This window comes from Spirillospora sp. NBC_01491 (genome assembly GCF_036227065.1).
GTDB lineage: Bacteria > Actinomycetota > Actinomycetes > Streptosporangiales > Streptosporangiaceae > Spirillospora > Spirillospora xylanilytica.
This window is the reverse complement of record NZ_CP109432.1, coordinates 6831807-6848018: the sequence shown is the minus strand read 5'-3', so window position 1 is coordinate 6848018 and position 16212 is coordinate 6831807. Positions and strand designations below refer to the sequence as shown.

The 16212-nt window shown below is 73.1% G+C and carries 15 protein-coding genes; 12 read left to right on the top strand and 3 right to left on the bottom strand.

The genetic code is table 11. The annotated features are described in order from the left end of the window. Positions 1-6: 6 nt before the first annotated feature. Complete coding sequence (locus tag OHA34_RS31840; RefSeq protein ID WP_285937649.1) at positions 7-1008, bottom strand: 3-oxoacyl-ACP synthase III family protein; 1002 nt, start codon at positions 1006-1008, stop codon at positions 7-9. Positions 1009-1213: 205 nt separating this feature from the next. On the opposite strand from OHA34_RS31840, the gene OHA34_RS31835 reads away from it, so the two are divergent. Next, positions 1214-2401, top strand: coding sequence for a cytochrome P450 (locus tag OHA34_RS31835; protein WP_329519769.1), 1188 nt, complete (start codon positions 1214-1216; stop codon positions 2399-2401). A gap of 6 nt (positions 2402-2407) precedes the next feature. Here OHA34_RS31835 and OHA34_RS31830 read toward each other — a convergent pair whose 3' ends face one another. After that, positions 2408-2722, bottom strand: coding sequence for a hypothetical protein (locus OHA34_RS31830; protein ID WP_285937651.1), 315 nt, complete (start codon positions 2720-2722; stop codon positions 2408-2410). Between the two features lie 343 nt (positions 2723-3065). On the opposite strand from OHA34_RS31830, the gene OHA34_RS31825 reads away from it, so the two are divergent. The 9 genes from OHA34_RS31825 to OHA34_RS31785 all read left to right on the top strand — a co-directional run bounded on the left by OHA34_RS31825 (position 3066) and on the right by OHA34_RS31785 (position 13564). Beyond that, complete coding sequence (locus OHA34_RS31825; RefSeq protein ID WP_329519768.1) at positions 3066-4355, top strand: cytochrome P450; 1290 nt, start codon at positions 3066-3068, stop codon at positions 4353-4355. A 74-nt stretch (positions 4356-4429) separates the two neighbouring features. Continuing rightward, the gene (locus tag OHA34_RS31820; protein ID WP_285937653.1) at positions 4430-5590 is read left to right on the top strand and encodes a steroid 3-ketoacyl-CoA thiolase; all 1161 of its coding nucleotides are present in this window, start codon (positions 4430-4432) and stop codon (positions 5588-5590) included. 30 nt (positions 5591-5620) lie between these two features. Further along, on the top strand, positions 5621-6613 hold the full coding sequence (locus OHA34_RS31815) for an MBL fold metallo-hydrolase (RefSeq protein WP_329519767.1): 993 nt from the start codon (positions 5621-5623) through the stop codon (positions 6611-6613). A gap of 163 nt (positions 6614-6776) precedes the next feature. Then, complete coding sequence (locus OHA34_RS31810) at positions 6777-7670, top strand: SDR family NAD(P)-dependent oxidoreductase (RefSeq protein ID WP_329519766.1); 894 nt, start codon at positions 6777-6779, stop codon at positions 7668-7670. Between the two features lie 85 nt (positions 7671-7755). Then, positions 7756-9009, top strand: coding sequence for a cytochrome P450 (locus OHA34_RS31805; RefSeq protein WP_285937656.1), 1254 nt, complete (start codon positions 7756-7758; stop codon positions 9007-9009). 46 nt (positions 9010-9055) lie between these two features. Continuing rightward, the gene (locus OHA34_RS31800; protein ID WP_285937657.1) at positions 9056-10288 is read left to right on the top strand and encodes a cytochrome P450; all 1233 of its coding nucleotides are present in this window, start codon (positions 9056-9058) and stop codon (positions 10286-10288) included. A 28-nt stretch (positions 10289-10316) separates the two neighbouring features. Beyond that, positions 10317-11618 (top strand): glycosyltransferase family 4 protein, encoded by a 1302-nt coding sequence (locus OHA34_RS31795; RefSeq protein ID WP_285937658.1) that lies wholly within the window; start codon positions 10317-10319, stop codon positions 11616-11618. A gap of 64 nt (positions 11619-11682) precedes the next feature. Then, on the top strand, positions 11683-12447 hold the full coding sequence (locus OHA34_RS31790) for a class I SAM-dependent methyltransferase (protein ID WP_285938596.1): 765 nt from the start codon (positions 11683-11685) through the stop codon (positions 12445-12447). Next, positions 12437-13564: a prenyltransferase gene (locus tag OHA34_RS31785; RefSeq protein ID WP_285937659.1), complete on the top strand. Its 1128-nt coding sequence runs from the start codon at positions 12437-12439 to the stop codon at positions 13562-13564. Before OHA34_RS31790 ends, OHA34_RS31785 begins: the two co-directional genes overlap by 11 nt. Before the next feature lie 129 nt (positions 13565-13693). On the opposite strand, the gene OHA34_RS31780 is transcribed toward OHA34_RS31785, so the two are convergent. Then, positions 13694-14350, bottom strand: a complete 657-nt coding sequence (locus tag OHA34_RS31780; RefSeq protein ID WP_285938597.1) for a class I SAM-dependent methyltransferase — start codon at positions 14348-14350, stop codon at positions 13694-13696. Positions 14351-14696: 346 nt separating this feature from the next. Here OHA34_RS31780 and OHA34_RS31775 point away from each other — a divergent pair, with 346 nt between their 5' ends. Beyond that, positions 14697-14888: a ferredoxin gene (locus OHA34_RS31775; protein WP_285937660.1), complete on the top strand. Its 192-nt coding sequence runs from the start codon at positions 14697-14699 to the stop codon at positions 14886-14888. Positions 14889-14991: 103 nt separating this feature from the next. Beyond that, a complete protein-coding gene (locus tag OHA34_RS31770; RefSeq protein ID WP_329519765.1) occupies positions 14992-16080 on the top strand; it encodes a Zn-dependent alcohol dehydrogenase in 1089 nt (362 codons plus the stop codon). The last annotated feature ends 132 nt before the right edge of the window (positions 16081-16212 follow it).

The window sequence follows — 16212 nt, the reverse complement described above, 5'->3', positions numbered from 1 at the left end:
CCCCCTTCATAGCTGCGCCATGACGACGCCGAGGCTCACGCCGCCGGCGAGCCCGATGAGCGCGACCCGGTCGCCCGGCCCGCAGCGCCCCTCGCGGACGGCGGTGGCGAGCTGGAACGGCAGCGTCGCCGAGGCGAGGTTGCCGTGCTCGGGAAGCGTCACCACCAGCCGTTCCGCCGGGATGCCGAGGACCGACCGCAGCACCTCCAGGTAGGGCATCGTCACCTGGTGAACGCCGATGACCGCGAAGTCGTCCCAGCTCAGGCCGGTCTTCTCCAGCGCGGTGACGAAGATCTCCGGGCCGTGCGCGAGGAAGGCGTCCTTGAGCCGCCGCCCGTCCCCGCTGAAGTAGGTGCGGTCGGGGTCGCGCGGGTGCATCGAGCCGCCCGCCGGGAGCGTGCCGACGGCCCAGGCGGTGGAGACGGCGGCGAAGTCGCGGTAGAAGATCCCGCCGTCCGGGGCGGCCTCGACGAGCATCGCCGCGCCGCCGTCCGACAGGGTGTAGCCGGCGAACGCGTCGGCGAACTGGGCCCGGTCGCGCACCGTCCAGCGGATCGCGCGGGACGGGCTCTCGCCGGTGCAGACCAGCACCCGCTCGTGCTGCCCGGTCCGGATCAGCGCGTCGGCGAGCTGGAGCCCGTTGAGGAAGCTGTTGCAGGCGTTCTTGACGTCGAAGACCGGGCAGGCGGCGCCGAGCTTGGCGGCGACGATGTGCGCGGTGGCGGGCTCGATCAGGTCCTGCGACGCCGAACCGAAGATCAGCAGGTCCAGCCCGGCGGGGGCGGTGCCGCGCTCGGCGAGCACGGTGCGGGCGGCGGCGACGGCGAGGTCGGACGCCTGCTCGTCGTCGCGCATGACGTGCCGGGCGCGGATGCCGGTCATCCGCTCGACGATGGTGGGGGACGGCCGGTAGCCGCCGCTCTCGGCGGCGACCCGGGCCTCCACCTCGGCGCTGGTGACCGCACGTTCGGGCAGGTGCGCCGCGACCGCGGTGATGCGGGCTCTCATGGACTGCTGTCCCCCGGTTGGTGTCGCGGCGCCGCCGGTGCCGCGCCGTCCTGGATCAGGCTGGCCGAGCAGGCCCGCCCCGGACAGGGCGACCCTACGTAATCCAGACGGGTGTTGATACCTGAATGGTGGTGAGTACACCACTCATCCGCATTTGAGTCATTCGGGGGTTCCGGCCGCCCCGCCCTGGGACGAGAATCACCTGGTGACCAGGACAGAGATCAACGCGGCGGCCCGGCACGAGCGACGGCTCCTGTGGCGCGGCAACAGGGGCCTGTACGCGCTGCTGGAGGCGGCCCGGCACACCGGGCCGATCGTCCGGGTGCCGCGGCTCGGCTGGGTCGTGACCGACCCGGTGCTGGCCCGCCGGGTGCTCAACGACCACGCGCACTTCACGATGGCCGGCGAGGGCGGCGTCGGCCATCTGTGGACCCAGCTCTTCGGTGACGAGATGGCGCAGTTCTTCGGCGGCGCCCGGCACGCCGAGATCCGCACCCGGGCGCGCGACCTGTTCACCGAGGACAGCGCGCGGGCGCTGGTGGCGCGGTCCCAGGGACCGCACCACGAGGCGCTCGCCGCGCGGCTCGCCGCGGGCGTGAGCGCCGACGTGGCCGATGCCGCCCGCGTCCTGGCCGGACGGCTGGTCGCCGACCTCCTCGGCCTCCCCGCGGACCGTCCCGACGCCGCCTACCGCGACGTCTTCGCGGCGGGCGAGCGGCTGGCCGGGCTCGCGATGGGCACGGCGGCCTCGACCGTGCTGGCCCCCGGGACCCTTGCCCGGGCCCGCGCCATCGTCACCGAGCTCACCACGGGCGTGGACGAGGGCTACCGCACCGCCGGGCCCGACACCCTCCTCGGCCGCTGCCGCGAGATGGACCTCGGCCTGCCGCTCACCCGCGGACTGGCCACGCTGCTGGTCATCGCGGGCACCGAGACCGGCGCGTCCGGCACCGTCCGGACCGCCGCGCTGCTGCACGACACCGGGCAGCAGCGGGCGCTGCTCGCGGACCCCGGGCTGATGGCGAACGCGGTGCGCGAGGGCCTGCGCGTCTCCACCCCCGCGCCGGTGATCGGCCGGCACGTGGCCGGCGACACCACCGTGGACGGGCGGACGCTCCGCGCGGGCGACCGGATCCTGCTGCTGACCTACCTGGCCACCAACGGCGCGGGCCCGTTCGACATCACCCGCGAGTACGTGCCCGAGACCCGGCAGTTGTGGTTCGGCGGCGGCCGGCACCTGTGCCTGGGCGCCGCGGTGGCCCGCACGCAGGTCGCCCGGATGCTGGAGACGCTGCTCGCCGCCGGACGCCCGTACCGCGTGGTGTCGCGCCGGGCCTCGTCCCGCGTACTGGTACCCGCCTACGCGGAGCTGCGCGTACAGATCCCCAGGTGAAGCGGTCTAGGGCAGCGGGCCCGTGCCCGGCCCCGAGTTGAACCACCACAGCGCGGTGGAGATCGCCAGCAGCACCACGACACCGGCGGCCACCTTGACCACGGCCCTGGCGTGGTCCGGATCCCGCTGCCCCCGGACGGCTCCGCCGCCCGACCGCGGGCGCGTCCGCTGGGAGCGCCACCGCTTGCGCGCGCGGCGGGTGCGCCATCGCTGCGCCGGGCCGGGCGGGCGGGCCCGCTCGCGCGCGGACGGCTCCTTAAACGAGGCGCCCTTGACGAACTCCTCATCGAAGGAGGGCGGCTGCTCCTGGTCTGGAAACATGCGAACGCTCCGGCGCGCGTGGGGAATGGACGCGAGGTAACGAGCAGGGTAAGGCCCATCGCGGCCTCCGCCGACCACCACCTGACTAGAACGCGTTCTAGTCAAACACCCCAGCCGGCGTGACGAAGCTCACGACCGTACCTCTTGAGTCCGGAAGCCTGCCATGAAAGCAGGGGCGGCCACCTGCATTTCACCTGATGAAAAGCCTGTGGATGGCACCATCGCCAAGCAAGCGCTTGAATAAGACGTGTGATTAGACTCGCGTCTCATTTACTCTTGCCGCCGCGGTGAAACGAGTTCTACGGTGAGGTCGATCCCCCACGCCGACCGGGAGGAGCGTGCCGTGACCACCGCACCCGAGACCGCGCCCGAGACCTTCGCCGAGATCCTCACCGAACCCCCCGTCCCCGCCGACTTCGACTTCTCCAGCCCCGACCTGCTGGCCGAGCGGGTCCCGCTCGCCGAGTTCGCCGCGCTCCGCCGCACCGGGCGGCCCTGGTGGAACGCGCAGCCGCGCGGGCGCACCGGGTTCGACGACGACGGCTTCTGGGTGATCAGCAGGCACGCGCACATCAAGGAGGTCTCGCGCGACCACGAGCTGTTCTCCGCCAACGCCAACGGCTCGGTCATCCGGTTCAACGAGTCCTTCGGCGCCGAGGAGCTCGACCTCCAGCGCGCGAGCCTGCTCCTGCACATGGACCCGCCGCAGCACGCCCGGCTGCGCCAGATCATCTCCCGCGGCTTCACCCCGCGCGTGATCAACGGCCTGCGCGGCGCGCTCCAGGAGCGGGCCGCGCGGATCGTCCACGAGGCGCGGCGCAAGGGCGGCGAGGGCGACTTCGTCACCGAGATCGCGGCCGAGCTGCCGCTCCAGGCGATCGCCGAGCTGATGGGCGTGCCGCAGCGGGACCGCCGCCGGCTGTTCGAGTGGTCCAACCAGATGCTCGGCTACGACGACCCCGAGTACGACGTGGACCCCGCGCTGGCCGCCGCCGAGATCATCGGCTACTCGATGGGCCTGGCCGAGGAGCGCCGCGGCTGCCCGGCGCACGACATCGTCACCAAGCTCGTGCAGGCCGACCTCCGCGGCGAGGCCGACGGGCGGGGGCTGACCGACGACGAGTTCGGCTACTTCATGATCCTTCTCGCGGTCGCCGGGAACGAGACCACCCGCAACGCGATCACGCTCGGCATGATGGCCTTCCTGGACGCCCCCGAGCAGTGGGAGCTTTTCAAGGCCGAGCGGCCGGAGAGCATGGCCGACGAGGTGGTCCGGTGGGCGACGCCGGTCACCGCGTTCCAGCGCACCGCCGTCCGCGACACCGAGCTCGGCGGGGTGCCGATCCGGGCGGGCGACCGGCTGGCCATGTACTACAGCTCGGCCAACTTCGACGAGGACGTCTTCGACCGTCCCGGGCGGTTCGACATCACCCGCTCGCCCAACCCGCACCTCGGCTTCGGCGGGACCGGGGCGCACTACTGCATCGGCGCGAACCTGGCCCGGCTGGAGATCGCGCTGATGTTCGACGCGATCGCCGACCAGATGCCGCGGATCGCCAGGGCGGGCGAGCCGCGCCGGCTCCGCTCGGCCTGGCTGAACGGGATCAAGGAGCTGCGGGTCCGCTACGCGTGAGCCGGGCGCCCCCTTCCACACGAAATTAGAACACGTTACAGTCGAAGCTGAATCACGTTCTAGAAGGAGACCGCATGGGGACCCCCGTGATCGTCGAGGCGGTGCGCACGCCGCTCGGGAAGCGCAACGGCTGGCTGGCCGGCCTGAAGCCCCAGGCCGTCCTCGCGCACGCCCTCGGCGCGCTGCTGGACCGCGCCGCCCTCGACCCCGCCGAGGTGGAGCAGGTCTTCGCCGGCTGCGTGACGCAGGCGGGCGAGCAGGGCGGCCACGTCGGCCGGTACTCCTGGCTGTACGCGGGCCTGCCCTGGCAGACCGGGGTCACCACGATCGACGCCCAGTGCGGCTCCGCCCAGCAGGCCGTGCACCTGGCCGCCTCGCAGGTCGCGGCGGGCGTGGTGGACGTGGCGATCGGCTGCGGCGTCGAGGTGATGAGCCGGGCGCCGCTCGGCACCAACGTGCTGCCCGCCAACCCGCGGCCGGACGACTGGTCCATCGACATGCCGAACCAGTTCGAGGCCGCCGAGCGGATCGCGGCGCGGCGCGGCATCACCCGCGCCGACCTCGACGCGTTCGGCGCCCGCTCGCAGCAGCGCGCCGCCAAGGCGTGGGCCGACGGGCGGTTCGACCGCGAGATCGCCCCGATCGAGGCGCCCGTCCTGGACGCCGAGGGCGCCCCGACCGGCGAGACCCGCACCGTCACCCGCGACCAGGGCCTCCGCGAGACCACCGCCGAGGGGCTGGCGAAGCTGAAGGCGGTCCTGGGCCCCGAGGGCCGGCACACCGCCGGGACCTCCTCGCAGATCTCCGACGGCGCGTCCGCCGTCCTGGTGATGTCGCAGGAGCGGGCCGCCGCGCTCGGCCTGCGCCCGCGCGCCCGGATCGCGGCGCAGGCGCTGGTCGGCTCCGAGCCGTACTACCACCTGGACGGTCCCGTCCAGTCGACCGAGCGGGTGCTCGCGCGGGCCGGGATGGCGATGGGCGACATCGACATCACCGAGATCAACGAGGCGTTCGCCTCGGTCGTGCTGTCCTGGGCCTCGGTGCACGGGCCGGACATGGACCGGGTCAACGTGAACGGCGGCGCCATCGCGCTCGGCCACCCGGTCGGCGCCACCGGCGCGCGGCTGATCACCACCGCGCTGCACGAGCTGGAGCGCCGGGACGCCGGGACCGCGCTGGTCACCATGTGCTGCGGCGGCGCCCTGTCGTCGGCCACCGTCCTCGAGAAGATCTGACCGCCGACGACCGACCACCGAGGAGCGCGCGTGCGACCTGAGCCGGAGGACCTCGGGGGAGGGATCTGGAGCGTTCCCGTCCCCATCCCGGGGAACCCCCTCGCCTACACGCTGGTGTACGCGCTGGAGACGCCGGACGGCCCGGTGCTGATCGACGCGGGCTGGCACCACGACGACGCCTGGGCCGCGCTGCGCGACGGGCTCGCCTCGTTCGGGCTGGACGTGGCGGGCGTGCGCGGCGTGGTGGTCACCCACTTCCATCCCGACCACGCGGGCCTCGCCGGCCGGGTGCGGGAGGCGTCCGGCGCGTGGATCGCCATGCACCGGGCCGATGCCGAGATCGTCCAGATGTTCCACGACGCGGTCGCCACCGACGCCGGCCGGACCTGGGAGGGCGGCGCGCTGCGCCGCGCCGGGGCAAGCGCCGGCGAGCTGGCGGACTTCGCCGAGCGCGAGCACGTCGAGCCGCCCGCCCGGCCCGACCGCGAGCTGGCCGACGGCGACCTGGTCGACCTGCCCGGCCGCAAGCTCCGGGTGATCTGGACGCCGGGCCACTCCCCCGGGCACATCTGCCTGCACCTGGAGGACGGCGACCGGATCTTCACCGGCGACCACGTGCTGCCCCGGATCACCCCGCACATCGGGCTCTACCCCTACGACCTGCCGGACGTGGACCCGCTCGGCGACTTCCTCGGCTCGCTCGGCCGGGTCGCCGCGATGACCGTCGGCGAGGTGCTGCCCGCGCACCAGTACCGCTTCACCGGCCTCACCGAGCGGGCCCAGGCGATCATCGGGCACCACGAGGGGCGGCTGGAGGAGATCACCGCGCTGCTGTCCGCGCGGCCCGGCACGCTCTGGGAGCTCACCGCCGGGCTGAGCTGGCGGCACCCGTGGGAGTCGATGGAGCTGGGCTCGCGCCGGATGGCCGCGGGCGAGGCCGCCGCGCACCTGCGCACCCTCGAACGCCGCGGCGTGGCCCGCCGCGACGGCGACGGCGACCCGCTCCGCTTCGCGCTGCGCTGACCGCGGCGTGACCCCCCGGCCGCACGGGGTCACGCCGCCGTGCGACCCATGTCACTCCCGCGTCTAGACCCTTGATGAGACTCCAGTCTCATGTTAGAACGTGTTCTACGTATTAACCAAGCAAGCGCTCAGTCATCACGCTCGTCGGTTCGGAGGCACGGCAGTGAACGACCAGGATGTGAGCCTCTCGGGCAAGGTCGCCGTCATCACCGGCGCCGGCCAGGGCCTCGGCCGGGCCGAGGCCCTGACGCTGGCCGCCGCCGGCGCCCGCGTCGTGCTGAACGACCTGCCCGGCGACGCCGTGCACGCGGTGGCCGAGGAGGTCGCCGCGGCCGGCGGCGAGGCGGCCGTGCACCCCGGCGACGTCGCCGACTGGGCGACCGGGGAGGGCCTGGTCAAGACCGCGCTCACCGAGTTCGGCGGGCTGGACGTGGTGGTGAACAACGCCGGCTTCACCCGCGACCGGATGCTCTTCAACATGGCCGAGGACGACTGGGACGCGGTCGTCCGGGTGCACCTCAAGGGCCACTTCGTCACCTCGCGGCACGCCGCCGCGCACTGGCGGGCCAGGTCCAAGGCGACCGGCGGCCCGGTGTACGGCCGGATCGTCAACACCGCGTCGGAGGCGTTCCTGCTGGGCGCCGCGGGCCAGCCGAACTACGCCGCCGCCAAGGGCGGCATCGCCGCCCTCACCGTCTCGACCGCCCAGGCGTGCGGGCGGTACGGGGTGCGGGTCAACGCGATCTGCCCGCGCGCCCGCACGAACATGACCGCGGGCGTGTTCGGCCCCGCCCCCGGGGACGGCCCCGACCCGCTCTCGGTGGACCACGTGGCCCCCCTCGTCGCCTACCTCGCCGCGCCCGCCGCCGACCAGGTCACCGGCCAGGTCTTCGTCGTCTACGGCGGGCGGGTCGCGGTGATGGCCCCGCCTTCGGTCGCCCACCAGGTGCGGACCGACGGCGTCTGGACCGCCGCCGGGCTCGCCGAGGCCCTCGGCCCGCCCCTGTCGACCGGGACGGCGGGCTTCAGCGCCGCCGGCGCGCTCGCCTTCGACTGATCCCCGACGCCCGTCCCGCCCCGTCCGCCCGTCCGCCCGTCCGCCCCCCGCCCCGGCACGAACCGGCCCGAAGGAGATCTCGACGATGCAGCAGGCCACGGCCCCGGAGACCGCGCCCGGGATCGACGTCATCGACCCCGGCGTCTACGAGCTCGGCGGGATCCCGCACGAGCAGTTCAAGTGGCTGCGCGACAACGACCCGGTGCACTGGCACGCCGACCCGAACGACGGCGTGCCGGGTTTCTGGGCGGTCACCCGGCACGAGGACGTGATCCGCGTGTCCCGGCGGCCCGAGCTGTTCTCCTCGCACACCCGGACCGCGATGTTCGAGGAGTTCAAGGACGAGGACATCGCCCTGTACGGGATGATGATGCTCTTCCAGGACCCGCCGGACCACACCAAGCTGCGCAGCATGGTCAACAAGGGCTTCACGCCCCGGATGATCAAGCGGCTGGAGGACCACATCCGCGGGATCTGCAACCGGCTGATCGACGAGGCGGCCACCCTCGGCGAGTGCGACTTCGTCGAGCACTTCGCGGCGCCGCTGCCGCTCTACACCATCTGCGAGCTGCTCGGCGCACCGCTGGAGGACCGCGAGAAGATCTTCAACTGGTCCAACAAGCTGGTCGCCTTCAACGACCCCGACTACGTCGGCGGCCGGGCCGAGTCCGAGCAGTTCGCCGCCGAGTTCATGGGCTGGGCCGCCGAGCTGGCGGCCGAGCGGGAGAGCGCGCCGCGCGACGACATCGTGACCAAGCTGCTCGCGCCGGACGAGAACGGCGACCGGATCAGCATCGAGGAGTTCCAGCTCTTCGTGGTGATGCTGTCGATCGCCGGGAACGAGACCACCCGGACCGCCACCGCGGGCGGCATGCAGGCGCTCTTCGAGCGGCCCGAGCAGTGGGAGCGGCTGAAGGCCGACCGGAGCCTGCTGCCCACCGCGGTGGAGGAGATCGTCCGCTGGGTGAGCCCGATCAACCTGTTCCGCCGCACCGCCGTCCAGGACACCGAGCTGGGCGGCAAGCAGATCAAGCGGGGCGACAAGGTCGTGCTGTTCTACGGCTCGGCCAACCGCGACGAGCGGGTCTTCGCCGACCCCTACGGCTTCGACGTCGGACGGGACCCCAACCCGCACATCGGGTTCGGCGGCGGCGGCCCGCACTTCTGCCTGGGCACCCACCTCGCCCGGATGAACCTGAACATCATCTTCGAGACGATCCTGGACCGGATGCCCGACATCCGCCCGGCCGGAACCGCTCGCAGACTGCGTTCCAACTTCGTGAACGGGCTGAAGGAGCTGCCCGTAGGCTTCACCCCCTCGGCGCCCCGGAGGGACTGACCGTCCGGACAGTCTCCGGCACCCGCCCGACGAGGAGGTTGCGGCGATGACCACCCCCGACATCGAACTGGCCGATCCCCGCGTGTACGAGCGCGGCGGCATTCCGCACGAGCAGCTCGCCTGGCTGCGCGAGCACGACCCCGTCCACCGCCACCACGGCGACCCCGGGCGCGGCAACCCGCCGTTCTGGGCGGTCACCCGGCACGCGGACGTCGTCCACGTGTCCCGCCACCCCGAGCTCTTCTCCTCCCACGCGCGGCTCGCGCTGTTCGACGAGCCCGCCGAGGACCATCTCGCGCTCCAGCGGATGATGATGCTCAACCAGGACCCGCCCGAGCACACGCGCAAGCGGGGCATCGTCAACCGGGGCTTCACGCCCCGCGCGATCGGCGCCCTGGAGGCGCACATCCGGGAGATCTGCCGGCGGCTGGTCGCCGAGGCGATGGAGCGGGGGGACGAGGCCGACTTCGTCCGCGACCTGGCCGCCCCGCTCCCGCTGTATGTGATCTGCGAGCTGCTCGGCGCCCCGCCGGAGGACCGCGAGAAGATCTTCAACTGGTCCAACACCCTGATCGGCGGGGACGACCCGGAGTTCCAGCGCACGCCCGAGGAGGGGCAGGCCGCCGCGGCCGAGCTGTACTCCTACGCCAACGTGCTGGCCGCCGACCGGCGGGAGAACCCGCGCGACGACATCGTCACCCGGCTGCTCCGGCCGGACGCCGGGGGCGAGGTGCTCAGCGGCGACGAGTTCGAGCTGTTCATCATGCTGCTGTCGGTGGCCGGCAACGAGACCACCCGCAACGCCGCGTCCGGCGGGATGCTGGCGCTGCTGGAGCATCCCGGGCAGTGGGCCCGGCTGCGCGCCGACCCGGCGCTCGTCCGGACCGCGGCCGACGAGATCGTCCGCTGGGTGACACCGGTGAACCTGTTCCGGCGCACCGCCACGCGCGACACCGAGCTCGGCGGCAGGACGATCGCCGAGGGCGACAAGGTGGTGGTCTTCTACAGCTCCGCCAACCGCGACGCGTCGGTCTTCGCCGATCCGTACGCCTTCGATGTCGGCCGCGACCCCAACCCCCACCTGGGCTTCGGCGGCGGAGGCCCGCATTTCTGCCTCGGTGCCCATCTGGCCCGTCTCGAGCTTCTTGTGCTTTTCGAAACACTTTTGGACACAATGCCCAATATTGAACTCACCGGTAACGTACGCAGGCTAAGGTCTAGTTTCATCAACGGTCTCAAGGGAATGCCGGTGCGCCTGCGCCCGGCGTCCCGCGACTGACGGGAGTGGTGCGTGGGCAGGGGCTGGCGTGGGTGAGGCAGCGGGGCCGTCGGACGATCCGTTGCGGGTGGCGCTGCTCTCCTATCGGAGCAAGCCGCACTGCGGCGGCCAGGGCGTCTACCTCAGGCATCTGAGCCGCGAACTGGCCGATCTCGGGCACTCGGTGGAGATCCTGTCCGGCCAGCCCTACCCGGAGCTGGACCGCGACGGGATCGTCCTCACCAAGATCCCCAGCCTGGACCTGTACCGGGACGAGGACCCGTTCCGCACCCCGCGGCTCGGCGAGTTCCGCGACTGGGTCGACGTCCTGGAGTTCGCGCACATGAAGACCGGCGGCTTCCCCGAGCCGCTGACCTTCAGCCTGCGGGTGCTGCGCGAGCTCAAGCGGCGCCGCCGCGACTTCGACGTCGCGCACGACAACCAGGTCCTCGGCCTCGGCAACCTCGGCATCGCCAGGCTCGGGCTGCCGCTGGTCACCAGCATCCACCACCCGATCAGCGTCGACCGGCGGATCGAGCTGGAGGCCGCGCGGGGCGTCAAGGAGCGCCTCGGCAAGCGCCGCTGGTACGGGTTCGTCGGCATGCAGGCCCAGGTCTCCCGGCGGATCGGCCCGGTGCTCACCGTGTCGGACTCCTCCAAGGTCGACATCGTCAAGGACTTCAAGGTCGACCCGCGCGACATCGAGATCCTGCCGCTCGGCGTCGACACCCGGGTCTTCCACCCGCGCGGCACCGCCGCCGAGCGGGTGCCCGGCCGGATCGTCGCGATGGCCAGCGCGGACGCGCCGATCAAGGGCGTCGACGTGCTGCTGCGCGCGGTCGCCAAGGTCGCCACCGAGCGCGACGTGCACGTCATCGTGGTCAGCCGGCCGCAGAAGGACGGGCCCACCGAGAAGCTGGTGCGCGAGCTCGCGCTCGGCGAGCGGGTCCGGTTCGTCAGCGGCGTCGGCGACGACGAGCTGGGCGAGCTGCTCGCCTCCGCCGAGGTGGCCGTCGTGCCGTCCCGGTACGAGGGGTTCTCGCTGCCGGCCGTCGAGCACATGGCGTCCGGCACCCCGCTGGTCGCCAGCCGGGCCGGCGCGCTGCCCGAGGTCGTCGGCGACGCCGCGGCCATGGTCGAGCCCGGCGACGTGGAGGAGCTGGCCGCGACGCTGCGGCGGCTGCACGACTCCACCGAGCTGCGCGCGGAGCTCGGGGCCGCCGGCCTCGCCCGCGTGCACGAGCGCTTCGCCTGGCCGGCCGTGGCGCAGGCCACGGTCGAGCACTACCGCGCCGCCATCGCCCAGCAGCGGTACCTGCGGCTGGCCGCGGCCGGTGCGCGCAAGCGATAGGCGCATGAGATAGGCGCATGAGGGACGCTTCTCCGAGCGTCCCCGGTACGGAAGGAGCACGACCCTGCTGACCGTGGATTTCCAGCGGTTCCGCGTCCAACCCGGAGAACGCGTCCTCGACATGGGATGCGGCGCCGGGCGGCACGCCTTCGAGCTGTACCGCAGGGGTGCGAACGTGGTCGCCTTCGACCTCGACGCGGACGAGCTGGCCGGCGTCGAGAAGATGTTCGGCGCGATGCGGCTCGAAGGCGAGGTCCCGGAGGGCGCGACCGCCGGCACCGTCAAGGGGGACGCGCTCGCCCTGCCGTTCCCCGACGACCACTTCGACAAGATCGTCGCGTCCGAGGTGCTGGAGCACATCCCCGACGACATGCGCGCGATGGGCGAGCTGCTGCGGGTGCTGCGCCCCGGCGGGCGGCTGGCCGTCACGGTGCCGAGCTGGCTGCCCGAGCGGGTCTGCTGGGCGCTGTCGGAGGACTACCACACCGCCCCCGGCGGGCACGTGCGCATCTACACCCGCGCCGAGCTGGAGGCCAAGCTCAAGGCCACCGGCTTCCGGGTGAACGGGCACCACCACGCGCACGGGCTGCACGCCCCGTACTGGTGGATCAAGTGCGCGGTCGGCGTCGACAACGACGGCAACCCGCTCGCGAAGGCCTACCACCAGGTGCTGGTCTGGGACATCATGAAGCGCCCGCTCGCGACCCGGCTCGCCGAGCGGGTGATGAACCCGCTGATCGGCAAGAGCGTGGTCGTCTACTTCACCAAGCCCCCCGCGGCCGGCGGCACGCCGTCCGCGCCGGCCAAGGAGACGGCGGATGCGGTCTGAGGCCGCCCTGCCCTCGGTGCCGGGCGTGCTGACCGCGGGCGAGGTCGCCGCGACCGCGCAGAGCATCGTCGCCCAGCAGGAGGAGTCGGGCGCGATCCCGTGGTTCTCCCCCACCGGCGGGGTGCCCGGCCACGTGGACGCCTGGAACCACGTCGAGGCCGCGATGGCGCTGACGGTGGCGGGTCGCCGGGCCGAGTCCCGGCGCGCGTACGCGTGGCTGCGCGGCGCCCAGCGGCCGGACGGCTCGTGGCCGGCCAAGTGGGTGCTGGGCGAGGTCACCGAGCCGGGCGGCGAGTCCAACCATGCCGCCTACGTCGCGGTGGGCGTGTGGCACGAGCTGCTGATGACCGGCGACGAGCGGTTCGCCCGGGAGATGTGGCCGACCGTCCGGCGGGCGATCGACTTCACCCTGGGCCTCCAGACCCGGCGCGGCGAGATCCTGTGGATCCGGCACCAGGACGAGGGGCCGGCCGACCACGCGCTGCTGACCGGCTGCTCGTCGATCCACCAGTCGCTGCGCTGCGCGGTGGCGCTCGGCGAGCACCTCGGCGAGCCGCAGCCCGAATGGGAGCTGGCCGCCGACCAGCTCGGCCACGTGGTGGCCGTGCACGCCGAGGCGTTCGCCGACAAGGGCCGCTTCTCGATGGACTGGTACTACCCGGTGCTCGGCGGCCCGGTGCGCGGCGAGGCCGCCGCCCGCCGGCTGGAGGCCGGGTGGGACACCTTCGTGGTGCCGGAGCTCGGCTGCCGCTGCGTGTCCGACCAGCCGTGGGTCACCGCGGCCGAGAGCTGCGAGCTGGTGATGGCGCTGGACGCGGCGGGCGACCGCGACCGGGCGCTGGAGGTGTTCGCCTCCATCGGGCACCTGCGGCACGAGGACGGCTCCTACTGGACGGGCTGGCAGTTCGAGAACCGGCGGCACTTCCCGGGGGACCGTTCCACCTACACGGCGGCGGCGGTGATCCTCGCGGCCGACGTGCTCGACGGGGCCTCGCCGGGCGCCGGGCTGTTCAAGGAGATCGCGGGACGGCCGCTCGGCCCGTCCGCGGCGTCCGACCCGATCGCGTGCGGCTGCGCTCTGGTCCCGCTGGCCAACCCCGTGCGCACCCGCCTGTAGCGGCGGGCCGCCCTCGGGTGGAGCGGGGTGCCGCCCTCCGGTCATGAAGGGCGGCACGCCCGCTCCGGGCCGGGTCTGAGCCGGGCCGGGCCATGTCCTGGCGGCCCCTTGTCCGAGCGGGCCGTCCGCTCAGGCGGGGGTGAGCGGGTCGCCGCCGGCGACCCGCTCCAGGACGCGCAGCGAGCCTTCCGCCCGGCGCTCCTCGAACGCGCCGCTCGCGAGCGCGCGCAGGTAGACGTTGTAGGGGGGACGGCCGCCGTCCGCGGGGTCGGGGAAGACGTCGTGGATCACCAGGGCGCCGCCGGCCGCGACGTGCGGTGCCCAGCCCTCGTAGTCGCCCTGGGCGTGCTCCTCGGCGTGCCCGCCGTCGATGAACAGCAGCGCGAGCGGGGTGCGCCAGAACGCCGAGACCGTCCGCGAGGCGCCGACGACCGCGATCACCTGGTCCTCCAGCCCGGCCGCGCCGACGGTCTTGCGGAACACCGGCAGGGTGTCCATCCGGCCGGTGCTCGGGTCGACCAGCGACGGGTCGTGGTGCTCCCAGCCCGCCTGGTTCTCCTCCGAGCCGTGGTGGTGGTCGACGGTGACCAGGACGGTGCCGGCCGCGCGCGCGGCGGCGCCGAGGTAGAGGGCCGACTTGCCGCAGTAGCTCCCCACCTCCAGCAGGGGGCCGGCCGCGCCGAGCCGGGCGCCGTACTCGAACCCCGTCTCGTACAGGGCCCGTCCCTCGGCGTCGGGCATGAAGCCCTTCGCGCTGCGCGCCGCCCGTGCGAGATCGCCGGGCATCGCCGGGACCGAGGCCGTCCCCACGGGGGTGGACGCCGTGATGTCAGTCAACGGATCTCCTTTCGCGGCGCACTGTATCCGAGCGCCACGAGATCACTTTGGTGGGGCCCGAACCTTGCCGCCCCATACTGAAACGTGTTCTACTTTCGGAGTGAGCGAGCGTACCCGCGACACCGGCCCGCGCCCCGCCGCCGGACCAGTGGACCGCACCGTCGGGCCGGAGCGCTGACCGGACCGAACATGGTTCGGTATGTTGGCCCCCGAGGTGGTCCGGCGGAACCCGCACCCTTCGCGCCACCGCCTTCCGGGCCACCGCACGCTCACCGGGAAGTGAACGGAGAAGGCGATGAGAGTACGAGTCGACCCCCTGGTGTGCGAGGCCAACGCGGTCTGCGTCGGGCTCGCCCCCGAGGTCTTCGACCTCACTGACGACGACGAGCTGGAGATCCTCCGGCCGGACGTGCCGCCCGACCAGGCGGACAAGGTCCGGCACGCGGTGCGGTCCTGCCCCAAGGCCGCGCTGTCGCTGGAGGAGTAGCCGGCCCGCGCCCGCCGGTCTCCGGGCCCACGCCCGCCCACCCCACCCACCCCTTCCAGGACGCCGCCCCCCGCGGCGTCCGCCCCTCGATGTGGAGGCAGCCATGGCACGCGCGGCGGTACTGCATGCGGTCGGCGACAAGGAACTCGACCTGCGGGACGACGTCACCACCGTCGACCCGGGCCCTGACCAGGTGAAGGTCCAGATCAAGGCGACCGGGGTCTGCCACTCGGACCTGTCCACCATCAACGGTGTGCTGCCCTCGGTGCCGCCCAGCGTGATCGGGCACGAGGGCGCCGGGATCGTCACCGAGGTCGGCGGGCACGTCACCGGCGTCCAGCCGGGCGACCACGTGGTCATCAACTGGACGCCCGACTGCGGGGTCTGCGCCGACTGCCTGCGCGGCCAGCCGTACCTGTGCATGACGTTCATCGCCCAGGCGTTCAGCGACCCCGCGTTCCGGCTCGGCGACGGCACCCCGGTGTTCGGGATGGCGGGCGTCGGCACCTGGGCCGAGGAGATCGTGGTGCCCCGGCAGGGTGTGATCAAGGTCGCCGACGACGTGCCGTTCGAGTACGCGGCGCTGCTCGGCTGCGGCATCCCGACCGGCGTCGGCGCGGTCTTCAACACCGCCAAGGTCACCCCCGGCTCCACGGTGGCCGTGGTGGGCGCCGGCGGCGTCGGGCTGTCGGTGATCCAGGGCGCCAAGATCGCCGGCGCGTCCACCATCCTGGCGATCGACCCGAACGAGGCCAAGCACCCGATCGCCAAGCAGTTCGGCGCCACGCACACCGCGACGCTGGACGACCTGGAGGCGACCAAGGGGCTGCTGACCGGCGGTGCGGGCTTCGACTACACCTTCGAGGTGGTCGGCAAGGCCGCGGCGATCACCACCGCCTGGGAGGCGACCCGGCGCGGCGGCGACGTCATCGTGGTCGGCGCCGGCGCGGCCGACGACAACTGGACGCAGAACGCGTTCACGCTGCTGTTCGACGGCAAGTCCCTCAAGGCGTCGCTGTACGGCGGCTGCGACCTCAAGCGCGACGTCCCGCTGTTCGTGGACCTGTGGCGGGCCGGCAAGCTCGACATCGACAGCCTGATCACGCGGCGGATCGGCTTCGAGGACCTCAACGAGGCCGTCGCCGCCCTGACGAACGGCGACGTCATCCGGCAGGTCGTCCTCTTCGACTGAGCCGCCGCGCCCGCGGGGAGGACCCCCGTCCGGACCGTCCCGGAACGCCGTGAGTGATCTGCCGTTCACGCACGGCGTTCCGGCGCCGGGAGGCCGCGGCGAAGGGCCGGGGAATTCGCGGACGTCGGGTGC

Excerpts from the sequence above, each read along its gene's own strand:
- OHA34_RS31840 (WP_285937649.1), bottom strand. The coding sequence starts at position 1,008 with ATGAGAGCCCGCATCACCGCGGTCGCGGCGCACCTGCCCGAACGTGCG.
- OHA34_RS31830 (WP_285937651.1), bottom strand. The coding sequence starts at position 2,722 with ATGTTTCCAGACCAGGAGCAGCCGCCCTCCTTCGATGAGGAGTTCGTC.
- OHA34_RS31820 (WP_285937653.1), top strand. The coding sequence starts at position 4,430 with ATGGGGACCCCCGTGATCGTCGAGGCGGTGCGCACGCCGCTCGGGAAG.
- OHA34_RS31805 (WP_285937656.1), top strand. The coding sequence starts at position 7,756 with ATGCAGCAGGCCACGGCCCCGGAGACCGCGCCCGGGATCGACGTCATC.
- OHA34_RS31800 (WP_285937657.1), top strand. The coding sequence starts at position 9,056 with ATGACCACCCCCGACATCGAACTGGCCGATCCCCGCGTGTACGAGCGC.
- OHA34_RS31785 (WP_285937659.1), top strand. The coding sequence starts at position 12,437 with ATGCGGTCTGAGGCCGCCCTGCCCTCGGTGCCGGGCGTGCTGACCGCG.
- OHA34_RS31780 (WP_285938597.1), bottom strand. The coding sequence starts at position 14,350 with ATGCCCGGCGATCTCGCACGGGCGGCGCGCAGCGCGAAGGGCTTCATG.
- OHA34_RS31775 (WP_285937660.1), top strand. The coding sequence starts at position 14,697 with ATGAGAGTACGAGTCGACCCCCTGGTGTGCGAGGCCAACGCGGTCTGC.
- OHA34_RS31770 (WP_329519765.1), top strand. The coding sequence starts at position 14,992 with ATGGCACGCGCGGCGGTACTGCATGCGGTCGGCGACAAGGAACTCGAC.